This is a genomic window from Caryophanon tenue (assembly GCF_001700315.1).
Lineage (GTDB): Bacteria > Bacillota > Bacilli > Bacillales_A > Planococcaceae > Caryophanon > Caryophanon tenue.
On the sequence record NZ_MASJ01000039.1, the window covers coordinates 63,736 to 77,784 of the forward strand.

Consider the following 14,049-nt stretch of genomic DNA (forward strand, 5'->3'; position numbering starts at 1 on the left):
CACGATTTACCAGTCAATAAATACCCTCTACTTCTCTCTTTAATGATGTAACATAAATTTTTATAATGTATGTATTTGATTTCATAATAAAAAGATCAAAAATTTGATTATAGCAATAGATAATCATTTTTGATCTTTTTTATGCGTTTCGTTATAAACGCATGTTTTTCATAAAAAAACAACAAAAAAATCACGGTTTCCTCGTATTTTTATCATTACTGTGGGAATGAATAACCTGCTAAATCAAAAAAAGTTGTCGCATATTGGTACGTTGTATATTGACCTGTATGCATCTGTAACCCTGTAATGGTGACGCGATATGTGTGCCCTGCTGTATACTGCTTAACGTTTGGACGGAAAATAATCGAAAAACTTAAACCGCCATAATCGTGCCTACTCACCGATAAATTTTGCTGTTGCTGGGAAAAGAACCATGCCTCTTTCGTCGTTTCATTTGTCAAGATTACTCGTATATGTTCGACATTTTGCTTGCTATAGAGATGTGGATTTAAAGACACAGACCATGGGAATGTTGCTGTGAAAAATTGCGTCGGCATCGCCACTTTTCCAGGCCATGTAACGGCTTCCTCACGATATTGGCGCTGTTGCTTTTGCTTTTGCTCATCCGTCACACGCATCGCAACATACATATCGCCGTTTGTATCAAGTGCTTGTCCAAACCCTACCTCATCGACAAATGGCGATAACATCCATAGTCGATGTCCAACATGTGACATATTTTGTGCATCGCCGTCATTCATAAAGCCGTATGCCATTGCGACTAATACATTCGGAATTTTGCGCGCTAAATTACTTGTGGCAGAACCACTTCTACCTTGTTCAAATAACGACGGCGACATATTATATGGCTTTGCTGGTGTATGTGTAATCGACTGATTCGCTGCATTTACAACAGCTGTTGCTTGTGCATACATATTATACGTATTACTTACACGAACATTGCTCGGCACGCTAGCTATAAACCGAAGAAAATTGGTCAAATTTCGTGCATCTGTCAGTAAAGGCTGTTGTAAACTGCCTAAACGATACGATGGCGTTGTATTCGGTAATGTAGCAAACGGGGCACCTCGATATTGAGGGCGCCAATCAAACCAAGCTTGCTGAATCACTGTTGCACGTGCTGTGACATGAGGAGAAGATGAAAGAGCAGATAACGCTTGTTCTGTACGATAAATAAACGATGCCACCTCTACTCGTTGTACCGGCGCATTTGGGGAAAATGTCGTTGCAGATGTACCTGTTGTAATGGCATACGCATATAAAATACGAATGGCATCATAATGTGTAGAGTCCATCGCAACATCATGTGCAGGCATTGTACTGCGTGCCTGTAGTCCGTACGCTCGAACGATTACCGTTGCCATTTGTGCTCGCGTGATTGCATCATGCGTACCATAAGAGCCATCTGCATAGCCTGTAAAAAACTGATGTGCAATGGCGATATCCATCGCTTGCTGTGGCGTCGTAACCTCGCCAAGCTGCTTTGCACGTACGAGCATCATCGCGACTTCTCCGCGTGTCACTGCTTCATACGGTAAACGATTGGGTGCAACTGCGCCTCTAGCAACAAGCTCTGTGTACGCGCCGTAATGTGGATTATTCGGTGGCACATTATGCGCGAATGCAGCAGAACTACTTCCGCTCCATAACAGTAGCGTACAGATAATTCCTTGCAAATACCTTTTCATACTCCTCACCCCATCACATATTCTTATCAATTTATCCCCGAAAAAAGTCAAAATAATGATATTAAAAGCAAAAATGAATCATATGAAATAGATATTTTATCTCAATAATATAATAAGTCGCATAAAAAAAGAGGGCATCTGCTAAATTAGCAGACGCCCCATTACACACTACTTATTTTTTTATAATGGCCAGCACCGTAATAATCGGGCAAGCAATACAGAAAATTGCATATGGAATATACTCAATGGTCGTAACGCCTAATACAGAAGTAATAAAAATACCACATACACTCCACGGCACCAGTGGATTCACAACTGTACCCGCATCTTCCATCACGCGCCCTAGCTGACGTTTTGAATAGCCTCGCTCTACAAAAAAGTCTTTAAAACTCGTACCTGTTAATAAGATTGCCAAGTACTGCTCACCAATCAGGGTATTGAGAAGGACAGCCGATGTTGCCGCGCCAAATGTGGCCTTGCGTACCGTTGTCATGGCTTTTTTAATTTGCATAAACATTGTTTGGACAATATTTAAACCAAACAATAAACCACCAAACGATAATGCTAGCACAATTAGGGTCATTGTAAAGAACATCGATGCAATGCCACCGCGCGATAAAATATCATTAATCGCTTCATTCGGCGATGTCACCTTGTAGCCTTCTAACAATAAGGTCATAAACGCCTCTGCTGAAACTGGTGATAAAATAAAGCCTTGTATCGCAGCAATGCCACTAACAATTGTTAATGTTGCCAATGCCGGCACTTTTAACACCGCTAACACAACAAGCGCTACTAATGGCAACAACGTCCACCACTGCACTAAACCGAGCGATATTAATGCGTCCTTCATGCTTTGTAATTCCTTTGCTGGAATCGTCGCCTCTGAAGGTGATAAAAAAGCAAAGACAATTAATGAAATCACAAATGCTGGCACAGTCGTCGCCATCATCGTTTTAATATGCGTAAATAAATCTTGGTCTACTGTTGATGCCGCTAAAATCGTTGTATCCGAAATTGGTGACATTTTATCACCAAAAAACGCGCCTGATACAATCGCTCCAGCTGTAATCGCTAATGAAAAATCAAGCGATGTAGCAATCGCGATAAAGGCTAGTCCGAGTGTCGCAACCGTTGTTAATGAGCTACCGATGGCTACGCCGATAACCGCACATACAACAAATACAATCGCATAAAAGAATGTCCCTGAAATAATGGAAAAGCCTGCATAAATTAAAGTTGGGATAACACCGCCATACATAAATGTGGCAATTAAAATACCAATTAAGAAAAATAAATACATCGCTGGCAAACTATCGACAGCCCCATTGACCATTGATTGCTGTAATGCTGTAAAGCGACATTTCTTCAACAAGCCATATATTATTAAAAAAATTATGGCAAACAGCAACCCAATATGTGGCGATGCTTTTGCATATAATAATGTTGTAAAAATAATCGACATCGTAACAGCGAACACAAGGAATGCTTCCGATGCTCGAATTTGCTGTAACGCTTGTTGCTGCATAACGCTCTCTCACTTTCACACTTCAACGCATTGAATTATTTGAACTTAGTATACCTTATATAACTTACAAATAACGATTGAAAGATTTTTCTGACTTTTCATCTTCTCCTAAAATTACATATTTGTTATGCCCTTCTTTTCTCAAATCATGGTACGATTTAGCTACAATGATTTTTTTCGATAAAGGAGTTTAACAATTCGATATGCTACAAACGATTCGCTGGCTCGTTCCTAATATGACTGTACCCTCTTGGACACAAATTGCGATTGCTATCGCTTTTATTATCGTAATATTTGTTCTCCAACAATATGTGTTAAAACCGCTTCTTCACTCACTTGTACGCTATTTTAAGAAGGTTGATAAACCATTTGTCGCCAATGTATGGCACTATTTCGGTCGGTCATTCCGCCATGCCTTACTGACAGCTTCATTCTTTTTTGCAAGCTCCTATACGCTAAATGTTTGGCTGTTTGACGTCACGAAAATTGAAAAGTTTTTCTACTCGTTAATGTTGTACTTTGTCTTTAAAGCTGTCTATGACATTATGAACTACTATACCGCTAATCCGGCAAAAATTAAGCTGTCTGAACATCGCGAGGAATTTATCGCACCATATCTTATCCGTATTGCAAAAGCCGTCATGATAGCGATAGCCATTTTTAGTATCGCTGCGCTGTGGAGCTTTAACGTCAATGGCTTCTTAACGGGGATTGGATTAACCGGTGTTGCATTAGCATTCGGTATACGTGATACATCGTCTCATATTTTCGGTGGGCTATCGGTTGGCTTGGATAAACCGTTCCAAATTGGGGATTGGATTGCAACTGATGACCAAAAGCTCGACGGTACTGTAAAGGATGTCAATTTACGCAGTACGCTCCTTGATGCAGGCGAAAAAGGACTTGTATATGTGCCAAATGCCTTTTTAATGAACCGCCCGATTTACAATTATTCCAAGCGCCAGAAACTGAAAACAGAAATGCACTTTTTTATTGACCTTACAAACGATGAACAAGTAATCCGTACGGCATGTGAAGAAATTCATGAACAAATTATGCTCCATGAACAAACGGAAAAAGACGTTGTGCATGTGTTCATTGATGACTTCACGCCAAATGCGTTCCGACTGCTAATTCGATTTTTTGTCGCAACCGATGTGACAGCAACGAATTTAGCCGTACGCCAAGATATTATTTTTGCTGTGCATGACATTTTCAAGCGTCACGGCGTCACACAATTAGATACACAATACACAACGACCATTCCACTATAAGTAAAAAAGCGTACCATTCGACAAATGATGTCCAATGGTACGCTTTTTCATGTTCTCTATTTATTATATTATAGCTGTCCAAATAACTCACTCAGCGGTATGTCAACAAAACCTGTTGCATATAATACCGCATAAATACAGCTAAATAATACCCACATCGTGATTACTGAGACGCCGGTAATAAAAATTCCTCGGTATGGTACAACTTCATATTTCGTCGCAATTTGCTGAATTTCCGCAAATTGCGGATACTCTTGCTCGACTGGAATGGCAGCATCTTTAATCGACACTGTATTATAATCTTTTGCTTCATACGTTGGTAATTGTGGCATGTCATAATCATACGCAGCTTCAATTGCCGCGAACATATCCGTAATGCGTAGCACGAGCGGCTGCAAAGCTTGATGCTGTTCTGCACTTTGTTCAATATGCTGGAGTACACGTAACCGGTCTCGCTTCACAAGCGCTTGTTGTCTTTCTTCTAACGCTTGTTGCCATTCATTCATAACCGATTCACGCTGCTGTAATTGCTCTTTATATAGACGCATATAGCGGTCATATTCCCGAATAAGCATTTGTTTATGTTCAGTCGCTTGGTTGTCCAAATCTTCATACGCACGTGCAAGCTCTTCATATTGTTGCTTTCTAAATGCTTGAATACCGTTATAATCTTGTACAATCGCGCGTAACTCTCGCTTATCGGCATTTGTTAACAATGCTAAATGGCGATAATGCGCAATAATCGCTTTATAAGTTTGCTCATGTTGCAGTAATGTTTGCAGCGCTTGCTCATCGTATACATCGATTTTCGCCTGCATGACACGATAACTTTCAATTAACTCATGAAATAATTCAAAACGCTCTTGCGCGTATTTATCATCTTCTAGTTGCCCATCAAATAATAGCAATAATTCATTAATCGTTTCAGCTTGTTCCAATCGCTCTTGAAAACTGCGCATTTTTTGCGCATCCTCATTTGCTGATTGTGCAATTTGGTCCATCTCTGCTAAAATACTGGCACTCGCTTCGAGCTGCTGTGACACCTCATCTAAAATAAATGTTAACTGTTCATCCATATATTCAACGACAAAGCGTTCAAATGTAAATGGCAACGAAAATGGATACGGAGCATCATCAAGTACAACGCGACTTTCGTCAATTTGTAAATCTGGTGCAGGCATAAGATCAATATGTAGCGGATGTTGGAAAGCCGCTTCAATTGCCGTTAGTCTTTCTGTATGGAACGCATACGCCTCATCATATGCCACAATATCTTCATGCAAACGATAGTGTGCCACTTGCTCCTGCTTCACATTCGCTAACATATGTGCCTTTTGCGTACGAGCAAACTTATCGAGCAATGCATGTACTTGCTGATATGCGCGCTGCAATTGCACATAAATATGGTGGTCATCACCAATCGGGGCGTCTCCCTGTAGTAAAAATCCGACAACATCTTCTAACTCTTGTACGGTCGCGGGCATCGCAAATAATGTTTCTACTTGCAATGTCGCCTGTTTTAACACACCTTGTTGAAACTGTTCATGTGCCATATATGCTCGAATACTCGTCTCAAATGGTGGTAAAAACTGTTCTAACGGCTGCTGATGCAGTTGTTGCGCCTGTTCTTGTTCAATCAAAAGCATTTCGGTCATTTGCAATGCAGCTTGATGTACTAAATCAGCAACATCTTTGACACTCGTACGCATGATCGCCTCAATATATTCAATAAAAGGCTCAAACAACATCCAACATGCTTCTAATTGTTGCACATAAAAATATTCATGTTCCTCAAAAAACTGCTCCACTAAATGAAAACCACTTCGTATATATAATTCATCATCGTAAAATTCTTGCGCGGCTTTTGCGTAAGCTGCTGAAATGCAAAGGTGAGCCGTTATATACGGTTGTAATGGTTGAAGCTGTCGTATTACATGCTCTTCTAACGATTCATTCGTTAATTGCTCATGAATATCAATCATATTCACAACACAAATAATCGTTTTGCCTGCTTCTTTTAGTGCCTGCAAATACTGCTGTTCCTCCACACTACCAATATTGCCATACTGCGTTACCCACAACACCATATTGCACGCATCTGGTACATCATTTGGTAACGTATATTGGATTAAACAATCTTGTAATGTATCTATATCATGTAAAAACACCGTTGCATCCGTTGTCATGACCATTTGTTCATGCATAAATATAGTGCTAGGTGGACAATTCGCCGCAATACGCCCTAATAGCAATTCTAAAATGGTTGTCGTGCCTACGCCAGACAACCCGGTTAGTGCGTAATGCGGCACTGTGGGCATAGCTTTTAGTGCATCAATAAAATAACGCCCTGCGTCTTCGGTTACATATGCTCGCTCAGTACATGCTGTAACATACGCAATCAGCTCTTGTTTTAAACGCTGCACTTGATTCGTTAATGTGATATTCATAAAATTCGTCCTTTAAATACAAAATATCCTTTATTATATCATAGTTTATCATTCGTTCATATATACACCATTTTTGCTGTTTTTCAAGAAAAAAAGCGCATGTTTGCAAAGATGCTATGCCTTTTTACATTCCCAATACGACTTCACACTCATATTACCTATATGTATAAAGACATAGAGAAAGAGCAATTGTGACGCGATGCACAATTGCTCTTTGCCTAACATTTTATTTCGTTACAAGCTGACGATATTTTTTACGATATGTCGATGGCGACATGCCCGTACACTTTTTAAACACACGGCTGAAGTAAAAGCAATCGTAATAGCCGACCTTTTCGCCAACTTCAGCGATGGATTCACGGTCTGCACGCAATTCTTCTTTTGCCTTACGTATACGTAGCTCCATTAAATATTGACTTGGATTCATCCCTGTTGTCGCTTCAAACACTTCACTAAAGCGGCGACGTTCAATGCCGACATGTTCAGCTAATTGCGCAATTGATAAATCCTTCGCATAATGCTCGTGCATATACGCAATCGCAAATGCAGCCACTTCACTCTTAGGCGTTAATGTTGTACGCTTCGCACTCGCTAAAAATTCTTCAATGAATTGCATAAAGATTGTGTGGCTTTGTAACAATGCATAGTTCCCAGGTGTTGCGGCTAATTCTACTAATTGCTGTACGTAATGTTGACAGCGCACCGCATCGTCTAATTGGTAATCGAAAGCGATATTCAAACTATTTTCAGCGCGTAACACTTCATATTGAATAAGGGCATAATGAAAAGGTCTCTCACTTGTCACATAAATTTGGCACTGCGCATTCGGCCCACAGTGGAATACATTATTATTTTTCGTGACATATTGTGTATTGTCCATCGTAATGGTCGCTTCACCTGAAAATGGCACAATAAAACAATTAGTCTTTTCATTAGTTGTGCGAAATGATTGTGTTTTTGTGGCTGGTAATGTCGTCGTGTATACGTCGACAAAATAGGTTGGTGTCTGTGCATAAAGCTCGATTAGTTGATTAATATTCATTGTATGTACGTCCTTCCAACTTTGTTACTAGTTTCTTAATGAAAATGATTATCAATATCATATAAATCATTCTCATCTTTGTCAACCGCACATTTGACAAAAAAATACATAGCCACTCTTAACACAACATACTTTTTATCCTTTCGCCTGAAAACTGTATTATCTAAAACACACAAAACACGAATAAAATCGCGCCATCTCACAATCAAATAAAAAGCACACCAAACACTTTTATCCTTTTGCGAATAGCAAAGAAAAATTCATACCCGCGATTTTTTTCTTTCGATTCTCAATTAGCGTTTTTTAGTTGTGCAGAAATCACTGTTAACGCCAAAAAAAAATCAAGATATTCACATAAAAATAAAGAAGCTATCTGAACGATTCGTTCTAGACAGCTTCTTTGTGGTTTTTTACTATTATTGAACTGTTTGCATATCGGCTGCTTGTTCTGTTTTGCGTACTTTTTTTGCTTTTTCAATATCACGACGTAATAACACCGCAATGACAAAAGCAATGGCAATTAACGCTGTAAATACGTAGAACACTGGCACATAGCTTCCTGCTGTTTCGTGAATCGCTGTGACAAGCATCGGTCCGAATACGCCACCTAATGACCATGTTGTTAATAAATAGCCATGAATAACGCCTAATTGCTTTGTACCGAACATATCTGATGCGAATGCTGGTAAGTTTGAGAAGCCACCACCGTAACAACTTACTACTAAGAATATTAAAATTTGGAACAATAAAATGCTTGATGTAAATGGCAGTGTAATAAACGCAATTAATTGAATGGTAAAGAAGATTACAAAGACATTTTGTCGCCCAATATAATCCGATGCTGCCGCCCAAATTAAGCGACCACCACCGTTAAATAAGCCCATTAAACCAACCATTGTTGCGGCTGCTGCAACCGATAAACCAACGACTTCTTGCGCCATTGGAGAAGCGACAGAAATCATCATAATACCGGCTGTTACATTGATTAAGTGCATCGACCAAAGCATCCAGAAACGCTTTGTACGCACTGCTTCACGCGCTGATAGTTGTGGAATCTCTGCGCGAGCTGGTCCATATTTGCTGACCGCTTCTGAACCTGGTACTTCCCCTGCTTTTGGCGGTGCGATATATAATGCACCACACAGCATTAATAAGAAATAACTAGCTCCTAAAACAAAATACGTATTTTGAATCCCTACTGACTCCATTAATGATACAGCAACAGGCGCTGTAATTAATGAACCTGCACCAAATCCAAGTACAGCCATCCCCGTAGCTAAACCGCGACGGTCTGGGAACCATTTCACTAGTGTCGATACCGGTGCAATGTAACCAATACCCATCCCTAGACCACTTAATAAACCGTATGTTGCCCAGTAAAGTGGAATCGAATCAAGCATAATCGCTACCCCTGCACCTGCTTGTCCTAAACCGAATAATACTGCTGCTAATAACGCTGACTTACGTGGACCTTGCTTTTCAACAAAGCTACCAAACATTGCGGCTGAAAAACCCGCTAACCCCATCATAATTGTAAAAGCGACCGTCACCTCTGTCGCATTCCATCCCATTTCTGCAACAATTGGATTTTTATACACACTGTATGCATATGCTCCACCAATTGATAAGTGAATTGCAATCGCAGATAATGCGATTAACCAACGATTTTTGTTCATAAAATCGCCCCCTCATTCATAAATATCAGTCGTTCACCCTATTTTTTTGTATGTTTGTCTTTTCTGTGAACTTCGTATTTACACAGTATCATTCAAAACCTTTTCTATGCAACTCTTTTATTTTTCTACACTAACAATTATGAAAGCGCTAATATTTTTTATCTATAAAGAAAATATACGCATAAAGAAGAAAAAACTGTACTTATACACCCTATAAAAACAGTGAAATCAAGTATTAATCTGTACTACATATCAATAATACAGACTGTTCTGTCATTTTAAATGAATATTCTAAAATAATAATAAGAAAAATAATAAATATTTAATTATGTCATTTTTTACTCACTAAAGATAAAAAATAAGTACTTAAAATCATTTTTTTCTAAAAATAAAGAAAAACACCGTTATTCACGCGCATTATTTTGTCCTTCGCGCATTTTTTTGCTAAAATCATTGTTTGTAAACGATACCACGAACAATTTAGTTACATATTCTAGAAGAATAGTGTCGTTTTTTATTGTAAAGTGGGGTTAAAAATCGCCTAGCTGATCATGAAAACTATTTTTTAAAAATAATAAGTAACATAATCGCTTGTTATAGCCGTTGCATGAAACGTTGGATTCTACTACACTTACTATAATTGTTGAATAAAGGAGGCTTTATTGTGGAAAAAAAAACGCCTACACAAGAGCCACTAACGGAAGAAGAGTTTTTAGAACTAGTACTTGCCGAACAAGAGAAAGCTTTAGCCGAGGAGCGACGTTTGCGTCAGTTACGCGCTCAAGGACAACTACCACACACGCGCAAACGACGTTCATTGCGTCTAATAATGTGGACGATGGCAATTGTTCTCTTATTAAATGCTGGGGCGCTACTTCTCCAAGTCTATTCAATCCCTGCCATTGAATTTGTGAAAGTTTCTGCTATTTTGTCACAAGATAAAACGGTCCAGGCGCATAAAGAAAGTGTCGTTGAAATTCGGACAACTGACAGCAAAGGTACAGGTTTTTCTGTCACAGATGATGGCTGGATTATTACAAATGCTCATGTTGTCGACGATGCGCTGTCCATTGCCGTCTCGTTTCCCGAGCACGGTGTATATGAAGCAAGTGTTATCGCGACTTATCCTGAGATTGATACCGCTTTTTTAAAAGTAGAAGCAGAACAACTGCCATTTGTCACATTAGGACAGGCGATTACGTATGTGGAACATGAAGCGATTACATTTATCGGCAATCCATTAGCCTTTTCCGGTATTGCTAACGAAGGGGAAATTGTTGGACCGCTACAGTTAGCCCAGTGGCCAGTGGAAGTCATCCAAATAGACGCACCTGTTTATAAAGGAAATAGTGGCTCACCTGTATTTAATGAAGACGGTGATGTTATTGGTGTCGTATTCGCGACAATCGAGCATGAAGAATTATCAAAAGTAGGGCTATTCGTTCCTATTGATACCATTTCACACTATATGCCTAAAGCATTAAAAAAGGAGCTAGACGATATGTAATCGTCAGCTCCTTTTATTTATTCTACTTGTTGGATTACATGCTCAGCTGGCATATAATCATACCCTAGTGCCGTTGCAACTGCCTCATATGTAACAAAGCCACCCGCTACGTTAACGCCTTTATATAATGCGTTATTTTGAGTAATGGCTTGCTTAACTCCAACATTTGCTAATAATAGCGCATAAGGTAATGTCACATTCGTTAAACCGATTGTCGATGTGCGTGGTACAGCTCCTGGCATATTCGCTACTGCATAGTGCAGAACACCATGTTTCACATAATACGGGTCGTCATGTGTTGTTACATGCGTCGATGTTTCGAAAATACCGCCTTGGTCAATCGCAATATCCACAAGGACAGCACCCTTCTTCATTGTTTGAACCATCTCTTCTGTTACAAGCTTCGGTGCTTTTGCGCCTGGAATTAATACCGCACCAATGACTAAATCAGACTGTGCGACTGTACGTGCAATATTATAGCTATTTGACATTAACGTTTGGATCGCACTGCCATAACGGTCATCTAACTCTTGCAAACGTGGCGCACTAACATCTAAAATCGTTACATGCGCACCTAAGCCGATCGCCATTTTCGCTGCATTTTCACCCGCAACACCACCGCCAATAATCGTCACATGCCCACGCTCAACGCCTGGTATACCACTTAATAAAATGCCCATGCCACCATGAATACTTTCTAAATACTGTGCGCCGACTTGAACAGACATTCGCCCAGCTACTTCGCTCATCGGTGTTAACAATGGCAATGTACGATTTACTTCCACTGTTTCATAAGCAATTGCTGTAACACCTGCGTCGATTAAGGCCTTCGTTAACGAAGGCTCGGCTGCTAAATGTAAATATGTAAAGAGCACGAGCCCTTGTCGAAAGTATTGATATTCTGTTTCGATTGGTTCTTTTACCTTTAAAACAAGTTCTGCTTGCCACGCCTCGTCGACTGTGCCGATTGTTGCGCCCGCTGTTACATACTCGTCATCGCTAAAACTTGATAATGCACCTGCGCCTGCCTCAATGACAACTTGATGCCCTGCACGTACAAATGCGTCTACCCCAGCTGGTGTAATCGCGACACGTGCTTCATTGTTTTTAACTTCTTTTGGTACGCCAATATACATGAAAATCACTACCTTTCAAACGAATTGATGTGTTTTGTTACCAACGTGATGAATAGTATGAACTACGCTTTTTAGCTTTCAAAAAGTAAAATAATACACTCGCTATTATTATAAATACCGCTGAAACAGCAATGCTAAACTGAGCCGGGTCCAATGAGAAAAACATTGTTTGCCATTCATCCGCATGCGCACGACCTGCATACGCATATGAAATAACAAATGTTAGCACGCAGCCTGCAATAAAGACGATAAATTGTCGCTGACGAGCCGCCCAAATTGTTACACCTACTAAAATCAGTAAGCTAATGATATAGCCTAAAATTGTGTCTACCTCATACTGCATAAACATCGCAAAATAGCTATACGGGAATGCTAGTAGCAATAAAATAATCATCGCTTGTACAACTTTCATAATGTAAAACGTCCTTTCTTTAAATAGAGCACATTCTTATCATAACATCGTCATTCCATTTACGACATTGTTTCGGCCATTGTTTTATCTTTTGACAAATAATAGACACATGCAAAGATCGCAACTACCGTCACAACACCCATTGCTAAAAAGGCACTTCGCGGTTCCATTTCATAAAGACGACCTGCAAATAATGTCAGTATCGCCGTTGCCCAGCTTAATGCAAATGCCGAGTATAAGCCTTGTGCAGTCGGTATTTGCGCCTTCGTCAACGTTTTTGTCATATATAAAATAAATGCATAATGTGCAAGTGCAAATGACAATGCATGTAGTGATTGCGACACAACAAACATTGCGACCGATGGAACTATGTAAATCATTCCCCACCTTACCGTTGCACCAATCGCAGCAATTAATAATAGCTTGACCGGATGCCAATGCCCAAACCATTTATCGGCAACAAGCAAAATGCCGATTTCAAATACAACCGCAATATTAATAATAATGCCAATATAATAGGCAGGCACATCTAAATGCTGTAAATATAAATAGCCATTATTGTAATACGTTGCATGTGCGCCTTGTATACAAATAACGATAAATAACACGAGGACAAATCGTTTTTGTGTCAATAACTGGCGAAATGTTTGGCTACTTTGAGCTGTTGTTTCAGGTTTTTCTTGAATAACAGCGGGTGTTGCAAACGTTAGACCGATACAAAATAGCGCGATGGCAACAAGCATCAACCAAAAAATCGCCATATCGTTCGTGACACCAACAATAAGCGTCAACACGAGGACCATGAGCACAAAGCCAATCGAGCCATAGCTGCGGGCACGTCCGTAATGGAGATGACTACGTTGTACTAAAATACCTGCCGCACTTTCTAATGCTGGCATTAAAGATGGATAGCTCAAACTAAATAGTGCTGTCACAACTAAGAGTGACCAAAATTCATGCGCGGGTATGTAACATAAGGCAGTTACCAACGACACGACTGCATATAGTATTATTACTTTTTTAGCATCGTATTTTTTCGAAATCGCCGGGAATATAAATAATGTCGATAATCCACGCGCAACCAATCCAATACTCATAATCGTACTCGCTTGTGCAATCGTAATACCTTTTGCATCGACTAACCAACCTGTCCAATACGGTAAAAACACACCCCACCCAATAAAAAAAAGAAAAAATTGCTGCGACATCCAGCGCTGTGCGTTCATAAAAATTCCCCCCCTAAACTATTTGTCACAAGCTATGATAAATCGTACAATAATAAAGTCATCGCATATTTCAATGGAAAGAAGAGGCGTTT

Annotated in this window: 10 protein-coding genes; 2 read left to right on the forward strand and 8 right to left on the reverse strand. The window is 39.7% G+C overall.

Annotated elements, in window-relative coordinates:
- Positions 1-215 precede the first annotated feature (215 nt).
- Both A6M13_RS13470 and A6M13_RS13475 read right to left on the reverse strand, forming a co-directional pair.
- Positions 216-1,709: an S-layer homology domain-containing protein gene (locus tag A6M13_RS13470; protein WP_083998370.1), complete on the reverse strand. Its 1,494-nt coding sequence runs from the start codon at positions 1,707-1,709 to the stop codon at positions 216-218.
- 172 nt (positions 1,710-1,881) lie between these two features.
- A complete protein-coding gene (locus A6M13_RS13475) occupies positions 1,882-3,237 on the reverse strand; it encodes a Na+/H+ antiporter NhaC family protein (protein WP_066547394.1) in 1,356 nt (451 codons plus the stop codon).
- 203 nt (positions 3,238-3,440) lie between these two features.
- Here A6M13_RS13475 and A6M13_RS13480 point away from each other — a divergent pair, with 203 nt between their 5' ends.
- On the forward strand, positions 3,441-4,511 hold the full coding sequence (locus A6M13_RS13480) for a mechanosensitive ion channel family protein (RefSeq protein ID WP_066547395.1): 1,071 nt from the start codon (positions 3,441-3,443) through the stop codon (positions 4,509-4,511).
- A 68-nt stretch (positions 4,512-4,579) separates the two neighbouring features.
- Here A6M13_RS13480 and A6M13_RS13485 read toward each other — a convergent pair whose 3' ends face one another.
- The 3 genes from A6M13_RS13485 to A6M13_RS13495 all read right to left on the reverse strand — a co-directional run bounded on the left by A6M13_RS13485 (position 4,580) and on the right by A6M13_RS13495 (position 9,676).
- On the reverse strand, positions 4,580-6,958 hold the full coding sequence (locus A6M13_RS13485) for an SMC family protein (protein ID WP_066547396.1): 2,379 nt from the start codon (positions 6,956-6,958) through the stop codon (positions 4,580-4,582).
- A gap of 226 nt (positions 6,959-7,184) precedes the next feature.
- Positions 7,185-8,000: a helix-turn-helix domain-containing protein gene (locus A6M13_RS13490; protein ID WP_066547398.1), complete on the reverse strand. Its 816-nt coding sequence runs from the start codon at positions 7,998-8,000 to the stop codon at positions 7,185-7,187.
- A 416-nt stretch (positions 8,001-8,416) separates the two neighbouring features.
- The gene (locus tag A6M13_RS13495) at positions 8,417-9,676 is read right to left on the reverse strand and encodes an L-lactate MFS transporter (protein WP_066547402.1); all 1,260 of its coding nucleotides are present in this window, start codon (positions 9,674-9,676) and stop codon (positions 8,417-8,419) included.
- A 664-nt stretch (positions 9,677-10,340) separates the two neighbouring features.
- On the opposite strand from A6M13_RS13495, the gene A6M13_RS13500 reads away from it, so the two are divergent.
- Positions 10,341-11,183: a S1C family serine protease gene (locus tag A6M13_RS13500; RefSeq protein ID WP_066547405.1), complete on the forward strand. Its 843-nt coding sequence runs from the start codon at positions 10,341-10,343 to the stop codon at positions 11,181-11,183.
- 17 nt (positions 11,184-11,200) lie between these two features.
- Here the strand turns inward: A6M13_RS13500 and ald are convergent, their stop codons facing one another.
- Genes ald through A6M13_RS13515 form a run of 3 tightly spaced genes read right to left on the reverse strand, consistent with a single transcriptional unit; the run spans position 11,201 to position 13,957 of the window.
- Positions 11,201-12,319, reverse strand: a complete 1,119-nt coding sequence (gene ald / locus A6M13_RS13505; RefSeq protein WP_066547408.1) for an alanine dehydrogenase — start codon at positions 12,317-12,319, stop codon at positions 11,201-11,203.
- 37 nt (positions 12,320-12,356) lie between these two features.
- The gene (locus A6M13_RS13510; protein WP_066547411.1) at positions 12,357-12,731 is read right to left on the reverse strand and encodes a hypothetical protein; all 375 of its coding nucleotides are present in this window, start codon (positions 12,729-12,731) and stop codon (positions 12,357-12,359) included.
- A gap of 59 nt (positions 12,732-12,790) precedes the next feature.
- Entirely contained in the window at positions 12,791-13,957 is a 1,167-nt protein-coding gene (locus A6M13_RS13515) for an MFS transporter (RefSeq protein WP_066547414.1), read from the reverse strand.
- Positions 13,958-14,049: the final 92 nt, after the last annotated feature.

What these genes read in the sequence shown, in the direction of transcription:
- A6M13_RS13515 (WP_066547414.1), bottom strand. Translation starts at nt 13,957, where the DNA reads ATGAACGCACAGCGCTGGATGTCGCAGCAATTTTTTCTTTTTTTTATT.
- A6M13_RS13475 (WP_066547394.1), bottom strand. Translation starts at nt 3,237, where the DNA reads ATGCAGCAACAAGCGTTACAGCAAATTCGAGCATCGGAAGCATTCCTT.
- A6M13_RS13480 (WP_066547395.1), top strand. Translation starts at nt 3,441, where the DNA reads ATGCTACAAACGATTCGCTGGCTCGTTCCTAATATGACTGTACCCTCT.
- ald (WP_066547408.1), bottom strand. Translation starts at nt 12,319, where the DNA reads ATGTATATTGGCGTACCAAAAGAAGTTAAAAACAATGAAGCACGTGTC.
- A6M13_RS13490 (WP_066547398.1), bottom strand. Translation starts at nt 8,000, where the DNA reads ATGAATATTAATCAACTAATCGAGCTTTATGCACAGACACCAACCTAT.
- A6M13_RS13485 (WP_066547396.1), bottom strand. Translation starts at nt 6,958, where the DNA reads ATGAATATCACATTAACGAATCAAGTGCAGCGTTTAAAACAAGAGCTG.
- A6M13_RS13510 (WP_066547411.1), bottom strand. Translation starts at nt 12,731, where the DNA reads ATGAAAGTTGTACAAGCGATGATTATTTTATTGCTACTAGCATTCCCG.
- A6M13_RS13470 (WP_083998370.1), bottom strand. Translation starts at nt 1,709, where the DNA reads ATGAAAAGGTATTTGCAAGGAATTATCTGTACGCTACTGTTATGGAGC.
- A6M13_RS13495 (WP_066547402.1), bottom strand. Translation starts at nt 9,676, where the DNA reads ATGAACAAAAATCGTTGGTTAATCGCATTATCTGCGATTGCAATTCAC.